Origin of the sequence: Enterobacter sp. BNK-22 (genome assembly GCF_048684805.1) — a bacterium.
GTDB classification, from domain to species: Bacteria; Pseudomonadota; Gammaproteobacteria; order Enterobacterales; family Enterobacteriaceae; genus Enterobacter; species Enterobacter quasiroggenkampii.
Window position 1 is genome coordinate 3319210 of the sequence record NZ_JBLQTT010000001.1, and the last position, 19092, is coordinate 3338301.

Below are 19092 nucleotides of genomic sequence, written 5' to 3' on the forward strand. Positions count from 1 at the left end.
GTTTCAGAAAATCGCCTGTTTCTTTGTGATGCCTGACACACAATCGCGGTAAAGCGGTTGTTGAAGCGGTCTGCACGGGATAATTATCAATAAACACATGTAGATCGAGGCTGATTATGAAGAACATCGTTTTATGCTGTGCAGCGGGAATGTCAACCAGCATGCTGGTTCAACGTATGAAAGACGCCGCGCAGAAAAAAGGGGTTGAAGTCACCATTAAAGCCGTTCCGGTTGCGGAGTTTAAAGACAACATCGCGACGGCCGACATCGTATTACTGGGGCCACAGGTTAAATACGAGCAGGCTAAATTACAGGCACAGGCCGACCCGTTAGGTAAAAAGGTCGCGGTGATCGACATGATGGATTACGGCATGATGAAAGGTGATGCCGTACTGGATAAAGCGCTCAAACTTCTGGAGTCATAATGGAAGACTTAGAAACCACGATTATGGAACTGCTTGTTAACGCAGGTGCAGCGCGCAGTGCGGCCCTGACGGCGTTGCAGATGGCGCGTAAAGGTGAGTTTGACGAAGCTGAAAAAGCGATGGAAGAGTCGCGTGAATATGTGAAACATGCGCACACCATACAGACGCAGCTTATTGGTCTTGATGAGGGGACCGGGAAGCTTCCGGTTAACCTGATCACCGTCCACTCTCAGGATCACCTGATGAACGCCATGGTCATTCAGGACCTGGCAGGCGATATGATTGAGCTTTATCGCCGGATCCCGTTAGTGAATTGAAAACATGCAGATGTAAAAAAACCCGCCGAGGCGGGTTTTTTATTAGCGGCTCAACGATTACTCGTTGTCGGAACCACCCAGACCTGCGTTCAGCAGTTCTGCCAGGCTCGCGGATGCATCTTCAGCAGTCACCTGCGGTGCAGCTGGCAGTTCGCCCGCAGCACGACGACGCATACGATCCTGATGGTACGCATAACCGGTACCAGCCGGGATCAGACGACCCACGATAACGTTCTCTTTCAGACCGCGCAGTTCATCACGTTTACCTGCAACAGCGGCTTCGGTCAGGACACGAGTCGTTTCCTGGAACGATGCTGCAGAGATGAAGGACTCGGTTGCCAGAGACGCTTTGGTGATACCCAGCAGATCGCGCGAGAAGGTCGCACCGATTTTGCCGTTCGCTTCCAGTTCGCGGTTAGCGATCTTGACGCGTGAGTATTCAACCTGCTCGCCTTCCAGGAACTCGGAGCTGCCCGCGTTTTCGATGGTTGCTTTACGCAGCATCTGACGAACGATAACTTCAATGTGCTTATCGTTAATCTTAACGCCCTGCAGACGGTAAACGTCCTGTACTTCGTTGGTGATGTAACGCGTTACCGCGTGTACGCCACGAAGACGCAGAATGTCGTGCGGAGCTTCTGGACCATCGGAAACCACGTCACCACGTTCTACACGTTCACCTTCGAACACGTTGAGCTGACGCCACTTAGGAATCATCTCTTCGTACGGTTCGCTGCCATCTACTGGTGTGATAACCAGACGGCGTTTACCTTTGGTCTCTTTACCGAAGGAGATGATACCGCTGATTTCAGCCAGGATTGCAGGCTCTTTCGGACGACGCGCTTCGAACAGATCCGCAACGCGTGGCAGACCACCGGTGATGTCCTTGGTACCGCCGGATTCCTGAGGAATACGCGCCAGGGTGTCACCAGAGCTGATCTGTACGCCATCTTCCAGCTGTACAATCGCTTTACCCGGCAGGAAGTACTGCGCAGGCATATCGGTACCAGGGATCAGAACGTCGTTACCCTGAGCATCAACGATTTTCAGTGCAGGACGCAGATCTTTACCACCAGTAGTACGTTCAGCAGAATCCAGAACCACCAGAGAAGACAGACCGGTCAGCTCGTCGGTCTGACGAGTAATGGTCTGGCCGTCAATCATGTCAGTGAAGCGGATGAAACCACTTACTTCGGTGATAACCGGCATGGTGTGTGGATCCCAGTTTGCAACGGTTTCACCGCCGGCAACCTGCTCGCCATCACCTTTCGCCATAACCGCACCGTAAGGCACTTTATAGCTCTCTTTGGTACGACCGAATTCGTCGATCAGCTTCAGCTCGGTGTTACGGGAAGTGATAACCAGTTTACCGCTGGAGTTCACAACCGACTTCGCGTTGCTGAGCTTGATGCTACCTTTGTTTTTCACCTGGATGCTGGATTCAGCAGCCGCACGAGATGCCGCACCACCGATGTGGAACGTACGCATCGTCAGCTGTGTACCCGGCTCACCGATGGACTGTGCCGCGATAACGCCGATGGCTTCACCTTTGTTGATGATGTGGCCACGCGCCAGGTCACGACCGTAGCAGTGTGCACATACACCAAAGTCGGTGTCACAGGATACAACGGAACGGACTTTCACGGAGTCAACAGAGTTTGCTTCCAGCAGGTCACACCAGTGCTCATGCAGCAGCGTGTTGCGTGGAACCAGAATGTCTGCCGTACCCGGCTTCAGAATGTCTTCCGCGGTTACACGACCCAGAACGCGATCGCGCAGTGGCTCTTTAACATCACCACCCTCGATAACCGGGGTCATGGTGATACCTTCGAGGGTGCCACAATCGTCTTCGGTCACAACCAGGTCCTGCGCAACGTCAACCAGACGACGCGTCAGATAACCGGAGTTCGCTGTTTTCAGTGCGGTATCCGCCAGACCTTTACGCGCACCGTGCGTGGAGATGAAGTACTGGAGTACGTTCAGACCTTCACGGAAGTTCGCGGTGATTGGCGTTTCGATGATGGAGCCATCTGGCTTCGCCATCAGACCACGCATACCTGCCAGCTGACGAATCTGTGCTGCAGAACCACGCGCACCGGAGTCGGCCATCATGTAGATGCTGTTGAAGGAAACCTGCTGCTCTTCTACGCCGTCACGGTTAATCACGGTTTCGGTCTGCAGGTTATCCATCATCGCTTTGGATACACGATCGTTCGCCGCGGCCCAGATATCGATAACTTTGTTATAGCGTTCGCCCGCGGTAACCAGACCAGACTGGAACTGCTCCTGGATCTCAGCAACTTCAGCTTCCGCTTCAGAGATGATCTCGTGTTTCTTCTCTGGGATGACCATGTCATCGATACCAACAGATGCACCTGAACGCGCTGCATACGCAAAGCCGGTGTACATTGTCTGGTCAGCGAAGATAACGGTCGGCTTCAGACCCAGAATGCGGTAACAGGTGTTCAGCATTTTGGAGATCGCTTTCTTGCCCAGCGCCTGGTTGACGATGGAGAAAGGCAGACCTTTCGGTACGATCATCCACAGAATGGCACGGCCAACGGTCGTGTCTTTCAGGCTGGTTTTCGCAACGAATTCGCCGTTTGCATCTTTTTCGTATTCGGTGATACGCACTTTAACGCGCGCATGCAGAGAGGCCAGGCCAGCGCGATAAATACGCTCAGCTTCTTTCGGGCCAGTCAGCACCATGCCTTCGCCTTTGGCGTTAACACAGTCACGGGTCATGTAGTACAGACCCAGTACAACGTCCTGAGAAGGAACAATGATTGGCTCACCGTTCGCTGGAGACAGGATGTTGTTGGTAGACATCATCAGCGCACGCGCTTCGAGCTGGGCTTCCAGCGTCAGCGGTACGTGAACAGCCATCTGGTCACCATCGAAGTCGGCGTTATATGCCGCACAAACCAGCGGGTGCAGCTGGATAGCTTTACCTTCGATCAGGACCGGCTCAAATGCCTGGATACCCAGACGGTGCAGGGTTGGTGCACGGTTCAGCAGTACCGGGTGTTCGCGGATCACTTCGTCCAGGATATCCCAAACGACGGCTTCTTCACGCTCAACCATTTTCTTCGCGGCTTTGATGGTGGTGGCCAGGCCACGCAGTTCCAGCTTGCCGTAGATGAACGGTTTGAACAGCTCCAGTGCCATTTTCTTCGGCAGACCGCACTGATGCAGACGCAGGTATGGACCTACGGTGATTACAGAACGACCGGAGTAGTCAACACGCTTACCGAGCAGGTTCTGACGGAAACGACCCTGTTTACCTTTGATCATGTCGGCCAAAGATTTCAGAGGACGTTTGTTAGAACCGGTGATCGCACGACCACGACGACCGTTATCCAGCAGGGCATCTACCGCTTCCTGCAGCATACGTTTTTCGTTGCGTACGATGATGTCCGGCGCAGCCAGATCCAGCAGACGTTTCAGACGGTTGTTACGGTTGATCACGCGACGATACAGATCGTTCAGATCGGACGTTGCGAAACGACCACCATCCAGCGGAACCAGTGGACGCAGATCTGGCGGCAGAACCGGCAGAACGGTCAGGATCATCCACTCTGGTTTGTTACCAGACTGAACGAACGCTTCCAGCAGTTTGATACGCTTGGTCAGCTTTTTACGCTTGGTTTCGGAGTTGGTTTCGTTCAGCTCTTCACGCAGCTGCTCGCACTCTTGCTCCAGATCCATGCTCTTCAGCAGGGCCTGAATAGCTTCCGCACCCATCTTCGCGTCGAATTCGTCACCGAACTCTTCCAGCGCGTCCAGATACTGCTCTTCAGTCAGGATCTGATGACGTTCCAGGTTCGTCATCCCGCCTTCGATAACCACATAAGATTCGAAGTACAGAACACGTTCGATATCACGCAGCGGCATATCCAGCAGCAGACCGATACGGGACGGCAGGGATTTCAGGAACCAGATGTGAGCAGTTGGGGACGCCAGCTCGATGTGGCCCATACGCTCACGGCGTACTTTGGTCTGGGTCACTTCAACGCCGCACTTCTCACAGATCACACCACGGTGTTTCAGGCGCTTGTACTTACCGCACAGGCACTCGTAATCTTTTACTGGCCCGAAAATACGCGCACAGAAAAGGCCGTCACGCTCAGGTTTGAACGTACGGTAGTTGATGGTTTCCGGCTTTTTAACTTCACCGAAAGACCATGAACGGATCATGTCTGGCGAAGCCAGAGCAATTTTGATCGCATCAAACTCTTCGGTTTTAGTCTGCGCTTTCAGAAACTTTAATAAATCTTTCACGGATTTGCTCCCGTCGGAGTTAGCACAATCCGGTGCCGGGGATTAACCCGGCACCAGTGACCTGTTTGAGCGAGAATTACTCGTCTTCCAGTTCGATGTTGATACCCAGCGAACGAATCTCTTTCAACAGTACGTTGAAGGATTCTGGCATGCCCGGTTCCATCTGATGGTTGCCGTCCACGATGTTTTTATACATCTTGGTACGACCGTTCACGTCATCAGACTTAACGGTGAGCATTTCCTGCAGGGTGTATGCCGCGCCGTATGCTTCCAGCGCCCACACTTCCATCTCCCCGAAGCGCTGACCACCGAACTGTGCCTTACCACCCAGCGGCTGCTGAGTAACCAGGCTGTAAGAACCGGTAGAACGAGCGTGCATCTTGTCGTCGACCAGGTGGTTCAGTTTCAGCATGTACATGTAACCTACGGTTACCGGACGTTCGAACTGTTCACCGGTACGGCCGTCAAACAGCGTAATCTGACCAGACGTTGGCAGACCACCCAGTTGCAGCAGCTCTTTAATTTCAGCTTCTTTTGCACCGTCGAATACCGGCGTTGCAATTGGCATACCTTTGCGCAGGTTTTCTGCCAGACGCAGCACTTCTTCATCGCTGAAGGTGTTCAGGTCGACTTTCTGACGCACGTCGGTACCCAGATCGTAGGCACGCTGGATGAATTCGCGCAGTTTCGCGACTTCCTGCTGCTGTTTCAGCATGGCGTTAATCTTGTCGCCGATGCCTTTCGCAGCCATACCCAGGTGAGTTTCCAGGATCTGACCAATGTTCATACGAGACGGTACGCCCAGTGGGTTCAGTACGATATCTACCGGCGTACCGTTAGCATCGTGCGGCATATCTTCGATCGGGTTGATCTTAGAGATAACACCCTTGTTACCGTGACGACCTGCCATCTTATCACCAGGCTGGATCTGACGTTTAACAGCCAGATACACCTTAACAATCTTCAGCACGCCTGGTGCCAGATCGTCGCCCTGAGTGATTTTGCGGCGTTTCGCTTCGAGTTTTTTCTCGAACTCGTGTTTCAGTTCGTCATACTGCTCAGCCAGCTGTTCCAGCTGATTTTGTTTCTCTTCGTCGGTCAGGCCCAGTTCCAGCCAGCGATCGCGTGGCAGTTTGTCGAGCTTCTCAGCTTCAACGCCACCGGCAACCAGCACCGCATAGATACGGCTGAACAGACCCGCTTCGAGGATCTGCAGTTCTTCAGACAGGTCTTTCTTAGCCTGTTTGAGCTGCATCTCTTCGATTTCCAGCGCACGCTTATCTTTCTCAACGCCGTCACGAGTGAAGACCTGAACGTCGATAACCGTACCGGAAACACCGTTTGGTACGCGCAGAGAAGAGTCTTTAACGTCAGACGCTTTCTCACCGAAGATGGCACGCAGCAGTTTCTCTTCTGGCGTCAGCTGGGTTTCACCTTTAGGCGTAACCTTACCTACCAGAATGTCGCCGCCGGTCACTTCCGCACCGATGTAAACGATACCGGATTCATCCAGTTTGGAGAGCGCAGCTTCACCCACGTTAGGGATGTCAGCGGTGATCTCTTCTGGCCCCAGCTTGGTGTCACGGGACACACATGCCAGTTCCTGAATGTGGATGGTGGTGAAACGATCTTCCTGAACCACACGCTCGGAGACGAGGATGGAGTCTTCGAAGTTGTAACCGTTCCACGGCATGAACGCTACGCGCATGTTCTGACCGAGCGCCAGTTCACCGAGGTCGGTGGACGGACCGTCTGCCAGCACGTCGCCGCGCTCAACTGGCTCACCCAGAGATACGCAAGGCATCTGGTTGATACAGGTGTTCTGGTTAGAACGGGTGTATTTGGTCAGGTTATAAATGTCGATACCTGCTTCGCCCGGATACATCTCGTCTTCGTTAACTTTGATAACGATACGGGATGCGTCGACGTACTGAACGGTACCGCCACGCTTAGCAACTGCAGTAACACCGGAGTCAACGGCAACAGCACGTTCCATACCGGTACCAACCAGCGGCTTATCAGCGCGCAGAGTTGGAACGGCCTGACGTTGCATGTTCGCACCCATCAATGCACGGTTGGCGTCATCGTGTTCCAGGAACGGGATCAGGGACGCACCGACGGATACCACCTGCTGGGTGGATACGTCCATGTAGTCAACCTGGTCGCGGCTGAACAAGCTGGATTCGCCTTTGCTACGGCAGGTCACCAGATCTTCTACAAAGTGGCCTTCGTCATCCAGGTTGGAGTTCGCCTGAGCGATAACGTAGTTGCCTTCTTCGATAGCAGACAGGTAGTGAATTTCGTCGGTTACAACACCGTCAGTCACTTTACGGTACGGCGTCTCAAGGAAACCGTATTCGTTCGTCTGTGCGTACACGGACAGGGAGTTGATCAGACCGATGTTTGGACCTTCAGGCGTTTCGATTGGACATACGCGACCGTAGTGCGTCGGGTGTACGTCTCGAACTTCAAAGCCTGCACGTTCACGGGTCAGACCGCCTGGGCCGAGTGCAGAGATACGACGTTTGTGCGTAATCTCAGACAGCGGGTTGTTCTGGTCCATGAACTGAGACAGCTGGCTGGAACCAAAGAACTCTTTCACTGCTGCAGAAATCGGCTTGGCGTTGATCATATCCTGAGGCATCAGGGTATCCAGATCGCCCAGAGACAGACGCTCTTTCACCGCACGCTCTACACGCACCAGGCCAACGCGGAACTGGTTTTCCGCCATTTCGCCGACGGAACGGATACGACGGTTGCCGAGGTGGTCGATATCGTCCACTTCGCCTTTACCGTTACGGATATCGATGAGCTTCTTCATCACTTCGATGATGTCGTCTTTGCTCAGGATACCGGAACCTTCAATTTCGTCGCGCAGCAGAGAACGGTTGAACTTCATACGACCAACCGCAGACAGATCGTAGCGGTCTTCGGAGAAGAACAGATTCTCGAACAGGCTTTCCGCCGCTTCGCGAGTTGGTGGCTCACCAGGACGCATCATGCGGTAGATTTCAACCAGCGCACTCAGACGATCGGTCGTTGGGTCGACGCGTACAGTCTCAGAGATGTACGGACCGTGGTCCAAATCGTTGGTGAACAGCGTTTCGATACGTTTGTGGCCAGCCTGACTCAGCTTAGCCAGCAGATCCAGGCTCAGCTCCATGTTCGCCGGGCAGATCAGCTCGCCAGTTGATTCATCAACGTAATCTTTCGCGGCTACTTTTCCTGCAATGTATTCAACCGGAACTTCGATGTGTTTGATATCATCTTTTTCCAGCTGGCGGATGTGGCGCGCGGTGATACGGCGACCTTTTTCCACATACACTTTGCCGTCGGCTTCGATGTCGAACGACGCGGTCTCACCACGCAGACGTTCCGGCACCAGCTCCATCTGCAGCTTGTTGTCGCGGATTTCAAAGATCACTTTCTCAAAGAACAGGTCCAGGATCTGCTCAGTGGTATAGTTCAGTGCACGCAGAATGATGGTTGCAGGCAGTTTACGACGACGGTCGATACGGACAAACAGGTTGTCTTTTGGATCGAACTCGAAGTCCAGCCAGGAACCACGGTAAGGAATGATGCGTGCGTTATACAGTACTTTACCGGAAGAGTGTGTTTTACCTTTATCGCTGTCGAAGAAGACGCCCGGGCTACGATGCAGCTGGGAAACGATAACACGCTCAGTACCGTTGATAACGAAAGTACCGTTGTCAGTCATGAGTGGAATTTCACCCATGTAGACTTCTTGTTCTTTAATGTCTTTTACGGTGCCTTCCGGCGCTTCGCGCTCGTAGATCACCAGACGCAGTTTTACGCGCAGCGGTGCGGAATAGGTCACGCCACGGATCTGACATTCCTGAACGTCAAACACCGGTTCGCCAAGGCGGTAGCTGACGTACTGCAGCTCGGAGTTACCGCTGTAGCTCTGAATCGGGAACACGGAGCGGAAGGCTGCTTCCAGACCGTACTGCCCTTCAGGATCTTGCTCGATAAACTTCTGGAACGAGTCAAGCTGGATAGAAAGGAGATATGGAATGTCCAGAACTTGTGGACGTTTACCAAAATCCTTACGAATACGTTTTTTCTCGGTATAGGAGTAAACCATAGGGTTCCTCAGCTCGCTGACAAGTCGACCCATCTGTCCGACGAAGGGACAGTTTGTGCAACACCATTTTGTGGACCGGAAAATTGAATACTTTCCGCAATACCTGTTGCTATCACGCTTAAATCATTTCGTCGCGATTTACACAGAGCGAGCACCCTGTCGCAATATATTAAGTCGTCGATAGAAACATGCATTGTCAGGACAATCAGCAGTCAAACAGTGTGAAATGCTACTGATGCCTTACAGCGCAAAAAGGCTGGTGACTAAAAAGTCACCAGCCATCAGCCTAATGACTTAGGCTGCAACCAGAAAAGTTGGCTTATTTAACTTCAACTTCAGCGCCAGCTTCTTCCAGAGATTTTTTCAGTGCTTCTGCGTCGTCTTTGCTCACGCCTTCTTTCAGCGCAGCTGGAGCAGATTCTACCAGGTCTTTAGCTTCTTTCAGACCCAGGCCAGTTGCGCCACGTACTGCTTTGATAACAGCAACTTTGTTCGCGCCAGCAGCTTTCAGAATTACGTCGAATTCAGTTTTTTCTTCAGCAGCTTCAGCCGGGCCCGCAGCTACAGCTACAGCAGCAGCAGCAGAAACACCGAATTTTTCTTCCATTGCAGAAACCAGCTCTACAACGTCCATTACGGACATAGCTGCTACTGCTTCAATGATTTGATCTTTAGTGATAGACATTTAAATTGTTCCTGAAAATCAGAATAAGTTTATACGTAAGCAAATGCTTTATAAAGATAACTGCGATTAAGCAGCTTCTTTCGCATCGCGTACAGCAGCCAGAGTGCGAACCAGTTTGCCAGCCGCAGCTTCTTTCATGGTTGCCATCAGGCGTGCAATTGCTTCTTCGTAGGTCGGCAGGGTTGCCAGGCGATCGATTTGCGATGCCGGGATCAACTCACCTTCAAAGGCTGCAGCTTTGACCTCAAATTTTGCATTCGCTTTCGCGAACTCTTTGAACAGACGAGCAGCAGCGCCCGGGTGTTCCATAGAGTATGCAATCAGGGTCGGACCAACAAACGTGTCTTTCAGGCACTCGAACTGAGTACCTTCAACTACGCGGCGCAGCAGGGTGTTACGAACAACACGCATGTATACGCCAGCTTCACGACCTGCTTTACGCAGTTCAGTCATTTTGTCTACAGTAACGCCACGGGAATCCGCAACTACTGCAGACAGCGCGCCTTTGGCTACTTCGCTGACTTCAGCAACAATCGCTTGTTTGTCTTGAAGATTTAAAGCCATTAGCTTTGCTCCTGGATGTTTGCCGGAACTCATGTTCCGGAACTCACTTCACTCTTCCCAACGGAAAGAGCGTCTTAATACGGTGAGCAGAAACAAGCCAGAGTATCCAAAAATAATCTTAGCGTTCTGTCACCGTCTACGCAGGGGATTAAGTCTCTTGCGAAACACCTGCGGTCTTCGACGGAGGCCTGGATTAGGCCAGGCTCCAACGAACAAATCTTTTAGCCGCTAACTTTTGTTAGCAAACGTGGGGGTAAGATTGTAGACAAAATCACCGCCCACGTAAAGGCATTAGTTTGCAGCAGCGCTCAGGCCAGCCTGGTCAACTGCAACACCTGCACCCATGGTGGTGGAGATGCTAACTTTCTTGATGTACACGCCTTTCGCCTGAGTTGGTTTTGCTTTTTTCAGCGCAACCAGCAGAGCTTCCAGGTTTTCTTTCAGTTTGTCAGCGTCAAAGTCCACTTTACCGATGGTGGTGTGGATGATGCCGTTTTTGTCGTTACGATAACGAACCTGACCTGCTTTAGCGTTCTTAACCGCTTCAGCAACGTTAGGAGTTACAGTACCCACTTTCGGGTTTGGCATCAGGCCGCGTGGACCCAGAACCTGGCCCAGCTGGCCAACAACGCGCATTGCATCTGGAGAAGCAATAACAACGTCAAAGTTCATTTCGCCTTTCTTGATCTGATCAGCCAGATCTTCCATACCTACCAGTTCAGCGCCGGCAGCTTTAGCAGCTTCAGCGTTTGCACCCTGAGCAAATACAGCTACACGTACGGAACGGCCAGTACCGTGTGGCAGTACAGTTGCGCCACGAACGTTCTGATCAGATTTACGCGCGTCGATGCCCAGGTTAACGGCAACGTCAACGCTTTCAACGAACTTAGCAGTTGCCAGTTCTTTCAGCAGAGCGATAGCTTCGTTGATGTCGTACTGTTTGGTCGCATCAACTTTGTCACGGATCACGGACATGCGCTTGGTCAGTTTAGCCATTTCTTAGTCCTCCACTACCAGGCCCATGGAACGTGCAGTACCTTCGATTGAGCGAGTCATCGCTTCAATGTCGGCACCAGTCATGTCGGCAGCTTTGGTCTGCGCGATTTCCTGCAGCTGAGCGCGGGAAATTTTACCCACTTTGTCTTTGTTCGGTTTACCGGAACCAGACTTGATACCAGCCGCTTTCTTCAGCAGAACTGCTGCTGGAGGGGTTTTGGTAACGAAAGTGAAAGAACGGTCAGCGTAAACAGTGATTACGACTGGGATTGGCAGACCTTTTTCCAGGGATTCAGTTTTTGCGTTGAACGCTTTACAGAATTCCATGATGTTCACACCCTGCTGACCCAGAGCTGGACCAACTGGTGGACTTGGGTTCGCCATACCAGCTGCAACCTGCAGCTTGACGTAGGCTTGTACTTTCTTAGCCATTCTAAAATCCTCTGATTGGGTAATAGCGCCTCAGCGAGGCTCCCCGTGAATAAAATTCGTTTTACGGGCCGGGCCCATAAAAACAAAAGGCGCGAAATTGTATTCCAATCTCGCGCCCTGTGCAACGATTAAATCGTCGCTTTTTTGATCGCTGCTTAGGCTTTTTCGACCTGAGCAAAGTCCAGTTCTACCGGGGTCGCACGACCGAAGATAGATACAGAAACTTTCAGGCGGGACTTCTCGTAGTCCACTTCTTCAACGACGCCGTTAAAGTCAGCAAACGGACCGTCATTAACACGCACCATTTCACCCGGTTCAAACAGCGTTTTCGGACGCGGCTTATCACCAACCTGCTGCAGGCGGTTCATAATCGCATCCACTTCTTTGTCGCTGATTGGCGCCGGACGGTCAGACGTGCCGCCGATAAAGCCCATCACGCGCGGTACGCTGCGCACCAGGTGCCAGCTCGCGTCGTTCATCACCATCTGAACCAGCACGTAACCCGGGAAGAATTTGCGTTCGCTTTTGCGACGCTGGCCGCCACGGATCTCGACCACTTCTTCGGTCGGAACCATAACTTCGCCAAATAACTCTTCCATGTTGTGTAATTTGATATGCTCACGCAGCGACGTTGCTACGCGGCCTTCAAAACCGGAAAACGCCTGAACGACGTACCAGCGCTTTTTAGGGGCTTCAGACATCTCAGAACCTCAGGCCAGTGATAAAGGATACCAGGCGAACCAGAATACCATCCAGTCCCCACAGGATCAGTGACATTACAGCGGTAACCGCCGCTACGATCAGCGTGGTGTGCAATGTTTCCTGGCGAGTCGGCCAAATTACCTTACGGACTTCGGTACGCGCTTCGCGAGCAAAAGCGACAGTCGCTTTGCCTTTCGTCGTCAACAGCGCGACACCACCCGCTGCAGCAATCAGAATTACCACTGCAAGCGCGCGTAGCGGCAGCATCATGTCACGATAAAGGTAGTTGCCGACAATCGCTACGATCAGCAGAACGGCTACTACTACCCATTTCATCGCTTCCAGGCCGCGCCCGCTCCCTTGAGCTTCGGTATTCGCACTCATAAACCAACCTGTCAGAAGTATTCTACAAACATTTTCACCCCGCGATTGCGAGGCAAACCAAATCGAAATGCTAATTCGCTTTTCGAATTATACGCTCTCTGCAGAGCCTGTCTCAGCAATGATTATGACAAAAATAATCACTGATGAGCCAGGTTCTGACGTGAAAGCGTGCAAAAAGGGCATCAAATGATGCCCTTTTATTGCGCATTGCGTCAAATGTTATCAGCAATTAGCCGAGAACTTTAGCAACCACGCCCGCGCCAACGGTACGGCCACCTTCACGGATTGCGAAACGCAGACCGTCGTCCATCGCGATTGGGTGGATCAGCGTCACAACCATCTTGATGTTGTCGCCTGGCATTACCATCTCAACGCCTTCTGGCAGTTCGATGGTACCGGTCACGTCAGTAGTACGGAAGTAGAACTGTGGACGGTAGCCTTTGAAGAACGGAGTATGACGGCCGCCTTCGTCTTTGGACAGGATGTACACTTCAGATTCGAACTTGGTGTGCGGCTTGATTGAGCCTGGCTTAGCCAGAACCTGACCACGTTCGATTTCTTCACGTTTGATACCACGCAGCAGAACACCAACGTTCTCACCAGCACGGCCTTCGTCCAGCAGTTTGCGGAACATTTCAACGCCAGTACAGGTAGACTTCGCAGTCTCTTTGATACCAACGATTTCAACTTCTTCACCAACTTTGATGATACCGCGCTCTACACGACCGGTAACAACGGTACCACGACCGGAGATGGAGAATACGTCTTCGATTGGCAGCAGGAATGGCTTGTCAATCGCACGCTCTGGTTCTGGGATGTAAGAATCCAGGAAACCAGCCAGTTCGATGATTTTCGCTTCCCACTCTGCGTCGCCTTCCAGCGCTTTCAGAGCAGAACCACGAACGATTGGGGTATCGTCGCCTGGGAAATCGTACTGAGACAGCAGTTCACGAACTTCCATCTCTACCAGTTCCAGCAGCTCTTCGTCATCAACCATGTCGCACTTGTTCAGGAACACGATGATGTAAGGAACGCCTACCTGACGACCCAGCAGGATGTGCTCACGAGTCTGAGGCATTGGGCCGTCAGTCGCAGCAACAACCAGGATCGCGCCGTCCATCTGCGCAGCACCGGTGATCATGTTTTTAACATAGTCGGCGTGGCCTGGGCAGTCTACGTGTGCGTAGTGGCGAGTCGGGGTGTCGTACTCAACGTGAGAGGTGTTGATGGTGATACCACGAGCTTTTTCTTCTGGTGCGTTATCGATCTGGTCGAATGCACGAGCAGAACCACCGTAGGTTTTTGCCAGAACGGTAGTGATTGCAGCGGTCAGCGTTGTTTTACCATGGTCAACGTGGCCGATAGTACCGACGTTAACGTGCGGTTTTGTACGTTCAAACTTTTCTTTAGACATCGATTGTCCCTCTAAGACACGGATAAATCGGTGATATCACCACATCAACCAGGCGAAATGCCTGAATTGTTGAATACAGTAAAATTGAAACAGAGAGAAACGGGAAGGAGAAGTGAAGTGGTGCTGATACCCAGAGTCGAACTGGGGACCTCACCCTTACCAAGGGTGCGCTCTACCAACTGAGCCATATCAGCACGTATTGGAGCGGGCAGCGGGAATCGAACCCGCATCATCAGCTTGGAAGGCTGAGGTAATAGCCATTATACGATGCCCGCATCCTGAAACTCGGCTACCCAGTTCTTTCTGTAACAAAAAAAGAGATTTCTCTCTTTTTCAGTTTGAGCTGGCTAATTTTTCCAACCAGCTCCGGCGGCATTTACGCTGCCAGAAAGTGGTGGTGGGGGAAGGATTCGAACCTTCGAAGTCTGTGACGGCAGATTTACAGTCTGCTCCCTTTGGCCGCTCGGGAACCCCACCGGACTTGATGGTGCCGACTACCGGAATCGAACTGGTGACCTACTGATTACAAGTCAGTTGCTCTACCTACTGAGCTAAGTCGGCATCAAGTAGCGCGCATTCTATGGATACCTGCGCGGTCATGCAACTAAAAATTTGCATAAAACGTTCTTTCGCTCACATTTTATGCGAACGAAGCGCTAAGCGCTGTAAAAGTAGTCATTGCGGGTCAAATAATCAACATGCACGCGTGATTTACACTATATACACCATAGCGTGACGGCTTCCGCGTAACGCAGCGCTATCCATCTTTTTTCTTATTATTCCTGCCATCTGGTGTTAACCTCCTGCCCATTGTCCAAAATTAACTGTGTGATGAGCCACGATCCGGCAGTATAGCGCTGGCTCACTGAAGCATGCTTATGAGCAAAAAAGAGCAAACGTTAATGACGCCTTATCTTCACTTTAACCGCAGCCAGTGGGCTGCCCTGCGTGATTCCGTCCCTATGACGCTGACGGAAGGTGAAATCGCACGGTTAAAAGGGATAAACGAAGATCTGTCCCTTGAAGAGGTGGCAGAAATTTATCTCCCCCTCTCTCGCTTGCTTAACTTCTATATCAGCTCGAACCTGCGTCGTCAGGCGGTGCTGGAGCAGTTTCTCGGGACGAACGGTCAACGCATTCCTTATATCATTAGTATCGCAGGCAGCGTGGCCGTGGGTAAAAGTACCACCGCACGCGTTCTGCAGGCGCTGTTGAGCCGCTGGCCGGAACACCGCAGCGTGGAGCTGATCACGACCGACGGCTTCCTGCATCCAAACGAAGTCTTAAAAGAACGCGGGCTGATGAAGAAGAAAGGCTTCCCGCTCTCTTATGATATGCACCGTCTGGTGAAATTTGTCTCCGACCTGAAATCCGGCGTGCCTCACGTGACAGCGCCGGTCTATTCGCACCTGATCTACGATCGCATCCCGGGTGGGGATAAAACGGTGGTCCAGCCGGATATTCTCATTCTGGAAGGTCTGAACGTGCTGCAAAGCGGCATGGACTATCCTCACGACCCGCATCACGTCTTTGTCTCGGATTTCGTCGATTTCTCTATTTACGTCGATGCGCCGGAAGACCTGCTGCAGAACTGGTACATCAACCGCTTTCTGAAGTTCCGCGAAGGGGCGTTCACCGATCCGGACTCCTATTTCCACCACTATGCTCAGCTTTCTGAAGAAGAAGCGATCAATGTGGCGACGGGGCTGTGGAATGAGATCAATTACGTGAACCTCAAAGAGAACATCCTGCCGACGCGCGAGCGTGCGAGCCTGATCCTCACCAAGAGCGAGAAGCACGCCGTTGACCAGATTCGCCTGCGGAAATAATAAAGCAGACATAAAAAAACCGGCTTAGCGCCGGTTTTTTTCATTATGCGTGTGGCTTCTCGCCGTTTTCATCCTGATCGACCGCAAAGCAGGCCACCAGTTGGCCGCCATACTCCTTCAGCTGCGGCTGTAGCTGGGTGCAGGGGCCAAAGCGACGGCTGCAGCGGGCGTTGAATGCACATCCCGGCGGCGGATTCAGCGGGCTTGGCAGCTCTCCCGTCAGCTTAATACGCTCACGACGATCGTCCGGGTTCAGACGCGGCGTCGCGGACAGCAGCGCCTGGGTGTACGGGTGGCGAGGGTTATTAAAGATCTGGTCTTTGGTCCCCTTCTCCACGCAGCGCCCCAGGTACATCACCATCACTTCATCGGCAATATGCTCCACCACCGACAGGTCGTGGGAGATGAACACGTAAGAGAGTCCCAGCTCCTGCTGCAGATCCATCATCAGGTTCAGCACCTGCGCCCGCACGGAGACGTCGAGCGCCGACACCGGCTCATCGGCAATCACCACGTCCGGGTCAAGCATCAGACCGCGTGCGATGGCGATACGCTGACGCTGGCCACCGGAGAACATGTGCGGATAGCGGTCGTAATGCTCGGTTTTGAGGCCGACCTTCGCCATCATCGCCAGCGCTTTTTCACGGCGCTGCTCTTTGCTCAGATTGCTGTTAATCAGCAGCGGTTCTTCCAGAATCTGCCCCACTTTTTTACGCGGGTTCAAAGAACCATACGGGTTCTGGAACACAATCTGGATTTTCTGGCGACGCAGCTTCTGCGCCTGCGGATCGTGCTTGAGCAGATCCTGGCCCTGATAATAAAGCTCACCGCCAGTCGGCACTTCAATCATCGTCAGCAGACGGCCCAGCGTCGATTTCCCGCAGCCTGACTCTCCCACCACCGCCAGCGTTTTACCGCGTTCGAGGTTAAAGGAGACGCCGTCCAGCGCTTTCACCAGGCGTTCAGGGGCAAACAGTCCCTTCTTCACCGGGTAATATTTTTTCAGGTCGATGGCCTGCAACAGCGGCTGTTGCGTGGTGGCCTGTTGCGTACTCATAGTGTTGGCCTCCCGGCATCATCGAGTGGGTAGTGGCATTTCGACTGACGACCGTCAGCCAGCTGGTTCAGCTCTGGCTCTTCCGCCCGGCATTTGTCCGTCGCATACGGACAGCGTGGATTGAGCAGACAGCCCTGCGGACGGTCATATTTACCCGGCACCACACCCGGCAGCGATGCCAGACGCGCTTTATCCTGAGCAAACTCCGGCAGCGCGCGTAAAAGCGCCTGGGTATACGGGTGACGCGGCGCGCGGAAGATATCGTGCGAATTTCCGGTCTCGACCACCTGGCCGGCATACATCACGATGATTTTGTGCGCGGCTTCGGCCACCAGCGCCAGATCGTGCGTAATCAGCACCAGCGCCATATTCTCTTTTTGCTGCAGCTCCAGCAGCAGCTCGATGATTTGTGCCTGAATGGTCACATCCAGCGCCGTCGTCGGTTCATCCGCAATCAGCAGCTTTGGCCGACAGGCAATTGCCATGGCGATCATCACGCGCTGGCTCATCCCGCCGGAAAGCTGGTGCGGGTAAACGTCCAGACGCGAAGCCGGGTCAGGAATACCCACCTGGTTCAGGAGATCGATCGCCCGCTGACGACGGGTTTTCTTATTCCCGCCCTGGTGCACCTTAATCGCTTCCATAATCTGGAAACCGACGGTGTAGCACGGGTTCAGGCTGGTCATCGGATCCTGGAAAATCATCGCCACTTCCGCGCCCACCAGCTGGCGGCGCTGTTTTTCAGAAATTCGCTTCAGGTCCTGACCGTTGAACTGCAGGTTTTCCGCCATCACGCGGCCCGGGTAATCAATCAGCCCCATGATCGCCAGCGAGCTGACGGATTTACCGGAACCGGACTCCCCAACGATACCCACCACTTCGCCCTGATTGACGCTGTAGCTGATGCGGTCCACGGCGCGAAACGGGGTGCCTTCATCGCCGAAGTGCACCGATAATTTATCTACATTTAATAACGCCATCTCGTGCCTCTTACTGCTTCAGTTTGGGATCAAGCGCATCACGCAGGCCATCACCCATCAGGTTAAATGCCAGCACCGTCAGCAGGATTGCCAGACCCGGGAAGGTGACAACCCACCAGGCGCTTTGTGCGAACTGCAACACGTCGGAGAGCATGGTGCCCCACTCCGGTGTTGGCGGCTGCGCACCCATGCCCAGGAAGCCAAGAGCGGCCATATCAAGAATGGCGTTAGAGAAACCGAGCGACGCCTGAACAATCAGCGGCGCAAGGCAGTTCGGGAAGATATTGACAAACATCTGGCGCATCGCACCGGCCCCCGCTACGCGAGACGCCGTGACGTAGTCGCGGTTCACTTCCACCAGCACCGCCGCGCGGGTTAAACGCACGTAGTGAGGAAGCGCCACGAACGTCAGCGCCAGGGCGGCGTTACCGATCGACGGCCCGAAGATCGCCACCAGCACCAGCGCCAGCAGCAGGCTTGGCAGCGCCAGCATGATGTCGACGATACGCATGATGATGTTATCAACAATGCCGCCGAAGTAACCGGCAACCAGACCCAGTACGATCCCCATAATCAGGGATAACACCACCACCAGACAGCCGACCAGCAGCGACAGGCGCGCACCGTACATCAGACGCGACAGCACATCGCGGCCCACATCATCGGTCCCCAGCAGGTGCGCCAGGCTACCGCCGTCCTGCCAGGCAGGCGGGGCGAGCAGCGCATCGCGGAACTGATCCGCCGGGTTATACGGCGCCAGCACGTTTGCGAACACCGCAATCAGGATCATGATAGCGACATACACCAGCCCCACCACCGCGCCTTTGTTGCGCTTGAAGTAGTGCCAGAACTCCTGCATCGGCGTCATCGGAACCGGTGCAGCAACAACTTTGTTTTCAGAAACCTGTGACATGATGGCCC

At 53.2% G+C, this 19092-nt stretch carries 15 protein-coding genes and 4 tRNA genes; 3 read left to right on the forward strand and 16 right to left on the reverse strand.

Features of this window, described 5'->3' with window-relative positions:
- Positions 1-116 precede the first annotated feature (116 nt).
- Complete coding sequence (locus ACMGGE_RS15695; RefSeq protein WP_008503456.1) at positions 117-425, forward strand: PTS sugar transporter subunit IIB; 309 nt, start codon at positions 117-119, stop codon at positions 423-425.
- A complete protein-coding gene (locus ACMGGE_RS15700; protein ID WP_008503455.1) occupies positions 425-742 on the forward strand; it encodes a PTS lactose/cellobiose transporter subunit IIA in 318 nt (105 codons plus the stop codon). Before ACMGGE_RS15695 ends, ACMGGE_RS15700 begins: the two co-directional genes overlap by 1 nt.
- A 57-nt stretch (positions 743-799) precedes the next feature.
- On the opposite strand, the gene rpoC is transcribed toward ACMGGE_RS15700, so the two are convergent.
- The 13 genes from rpoC to ACMGGE_RS15765 all read right to left on the reverse strand — a co-directional run bounded on the left by rpoC (position 800) and on the right by ACMGGE_RS15765 (position 14866).
- A complete protein-coding gene (gene rpoC, locus ACMGGE_RS15705; RefSeq protein ID WP_045909523.1) occupies positions 800-5023 on the reverse strand; it encodes a DNA-directed RNA polymerase subunit beta' in 4224 nt (1407 codons plus the stop codon).
- Positions 5024-5099: 76 nt separating this feature from the next.
- On the reverse strand, positions 5100-9128 hold the full coding sequence (gene rpoB / locus ACMGGE_RS15710; RefSeq protein WP_045909524.1) for a DNA-directed RNA polymerase subunit beta: 4029 nt from the start codon (positions 9126-9128) through the stop codon (positions 5100-5102).
- A gap of 319 nt (positions 9129-9447) precedes the next feature.
- Positions 9448-9813: a 50S ribosomal protein L7/L12 gene (gene rplL / locus ACMGGE_RS15715; protein WP_002445276.1), complete on the reverse strand. Its 366-nt coding sequence runs from the start codon at positions 9811-9813 to the stop codon at positions 9448-9450.
- 66 nt (positions 9814-9879) lie between these two features.
- Complete coding sequence (rplJ, locus tag ACMGGE_RS15720) at positions 9880-10377, reverse strand: 50S ribosomal protein L10 (protein WP_003862338.1); 498 nt, start codon at positions 10375-10377, stop codon at positions 9880-9882.
- A 291-nt stretch (positions 10378-10668) separates the two neighbouring features.
- Positions 10669-11373, reverse strand: a complete 705-nt coding sequence (gene rplA, locus ACMGGE_RS15725; protein ID WP_006810530.1) for a 50S ribosomal protein L1 — start codon at positions 11371-11373, stop codon at positions 10669-10671.
- Positions 11374-11376: 3 nt separating this feature from the next.
- On the reverse strand, positions 11377-11805 hold the full coding sequence (gene rplK, locus ACMGGE_RS15730; RefSeq protein WP_008503452.1) for a 50S ribosomal protein L11: 429 nt from the start codon (positions 11803-11805) through the stop codon (positions 11377-11379).
- Between the two features lie 155 nt (positions 11806-11960).
- On the reverse strand, positions 11961-12506 hold the full coding sequence (gene nusG / locus ACMGGE_RS15735; RefSeq protein WP_003862341.1) for a transcription termination/antitermination protein NusG: 546 nt from the start codon (positions 12504-12506) through the stop codon (positions 11961-11963).
- Position 12507: 1 nt separating this feature from the next.
- The gene (secE, locus tag ACMGGE_RS15740) at positions 12508-12891 is read right to left on the reverse strand and encodes a preprotein translocase subunit SecE (RefSeq protein ID WP_003862342.1); all 384 of its coding nucleotides are present in this window, start codon (positions 12889-12891) and stop codon (positions 12508-12510) included.
- 229 nt (positions 12892-13120) lie between these two features.
- Positions 13121-14305, reverse strand: coding sequence for an elongation factor Tu (tuf, locus tag ACMGGE_RS15745; RefSeq protein WP_014830236.1), 1185 nt, complete (start codon positions 14303-14305; stop codon positions 13121-13123).
- A gap of 118 nt (positions 14306-14423) precedes the next feature.
- Positions 14424-14499, reverse strand: a tRNA-Thr gene (locus tag ACMGGE_RS15750).
- Between the two features lie 6 nt (positions 14500-14505).
- Positions 14506-14580, reverse strand: a tRNA-Gly gene (locus ACMGGE_RS15755).
- 117 nt (positions 14581-14697) lie between these two features.
- Positions 14698-14782 (reverse strand) — tRNA-Tyr (locus ACMGGE_RS15760).
- Between the two features lie 8 nt (positions 14783-14790).
- Positions 14791-14866 (reverse strand) — tRNA-Thr (locus ACMGGE_RS15765).
- Between the two features lie 317 nt (positions 14867-15183).
- Between ACMGGE_RS15765 and coaA the strand changes: the two genes are divergently transcribed.
- Entirely contained in the window at positions 15184-16134 is a 951-nt protein-coding gene (coaA, locus tag ACMGGE_RS15770; RefSeq protein WP_021242480.1) for a type I pantothenate kinase, read from the forward strand.
- Positions 16135-16177: 43 nt separating this feature from the next.
- On the opposite strand, the gene dppF is transcribed toward coaA, so the two are convergent.
- The 3 genes from dppF to dppC are packed head-to-tail and all read right to left on the reverse strand — an operon-like array spanning position 16178 to position 19084.
- Complete coding sequence (gene dppF / locus ACMGGE_RS15775) at positions 16178-17191, reverse strand: dipeptide ABC transporter ATP-binding subunit DppF (RefSeq protein ID WP_008502773.1); 1014 nt, start codon at positions 17189-17191, stop codon at positions 16178-16180.
- Positions 17188-18171: a dipeptide ABC transporter ATP-binding protein gene (dppD, locus tag ACMGGE_RS15780; RefSeq protein ID WP_008502772.1), complete on the reverse strand. Its 984-nt coding sequence runs from the start codon at positions 18169-18171 to the stop codon at positions 17188-17190. The genes dppF and dppD overlap by 4 nt, the downstream gene beginning before the upstream one ends.
- Before the next feature lie 10 nt (positions 18172-18181).
- The gene (dppC, locus tag ACMGGE_RS15785; RefSeq protein WP_008502771.1) at positions 18182-19084 is read right to left on the reverse strand and encodes a dipeptide ABC transporter permease DppC; all 903 of its coding nucleotides are present in this window, start codon (positions 19082-19084) and stop codon (positions 18182-18184) included.
- Between the last annotated feature and the right edge of the window lie 8 nt (positions 19085-19092).

What these genes read in the sequence shown, in the direction of transcription:
- ACMGGE_RS15695 (WP_008503456.1), top strand. Translation starts at nt 117, where the DNA reads ATGAAGAACATCGTTTTATGCTGTGCAGCGGGAATGTCAACCAGCATG.
- ACMGGE_RS15700 (WP_008503455.1), top strand. Translation starts at nt 425, where the DNA reads ATGGAAGACTTAGAAACCACGATTATGGAACTGCTTGTTAACGCAGGT.
- rpoB (WP_045909524.1), bottom strand. Translation starts at nt 9,128, where the DNA reads ATGGTTTACTCCTATACCGAGAAAAAACGTATTCGTAAGGATTTTGGT.
- rplL (WP_002445276.1), bottom strand. Translation starts at nt 9,813, where the DNA reads ATGTCTATCACTAAAGATCAAATCATTGAAGCAGTAGCAGCTATGTCC.
- rplJ (WP_003862338.1), bottom strand. Translation starts at nt 10,377, where the DNA reads ATGGCTTTAAATCTTCAAGACAAACAAGCGATTGTTGCTGAAGTCAGC.
- rplA (WP_006810530.1), bottom strand. Translation starts at nt 11,373, where the DNA reads ATGGCTAAACTGACCAAGCGCATGTCCGTGATCCGTGACAAAGTTGAT.
- rplK (WP_008503452.1), bottom strand. Translation starts at nt 11,805, where the DNA reads ATGGCTAAGAAAGTACAAGCCTACGTCAAGCTGCAGGTTGCAGCTGGT.
- nusG (WP_003862341.1), bottom strand. Translation starts at nt 12,506, where the DNA reads ATGTCTGAAGCCCCTAAAAAGCGCTGGTACGTCGTTCAGGCGTTTTCC.
- secE (WP_003862342.1), bottom strand. Translation starts at nt 12,891, where the DNA reads ATGAGTGCGAATACCGAAGCTCAAGGGAGCGGGCGCGGCCTGGAAGCG.
- tuf (WP_014830236.1), bottom strand. Translation starts at nt 14,305, where the DNA reads ATGTCTAAAGAAAAGTTTGAACGTACAAAACCGCACGTTAACGTCGGT.
- coaA (WP_021242480.1), top strand. Translation starts at nt 15,184, where the DNA reads ATGAGCAAAAAAGAGCAAACGTTAATGACGCCTTATCTTCACTTTAAC.
- dppF (WP_008502773.1), bottom strand. Translation starts at nt 17,191, where the DNA reads ATGAGTACGCAACAGGCCACCACGCAACAGCCGCTGTTGCAGGCCATC.
- dppD (WP_008502772.1), bottom strand. Translation starts at nt 18,171, where the DNA reads ATGGCGTTATTAAATGTAGATAAATTATCGGTGCACTTCGGCGATGAA.
- dppC (WP_008502771.1), bottom strand. Translation starts at nt 19,084, where the DNA reads ATGTCACAGGTTTCTGAAAACAAAGTTGTTGCTGCACCGGTTCCGATG.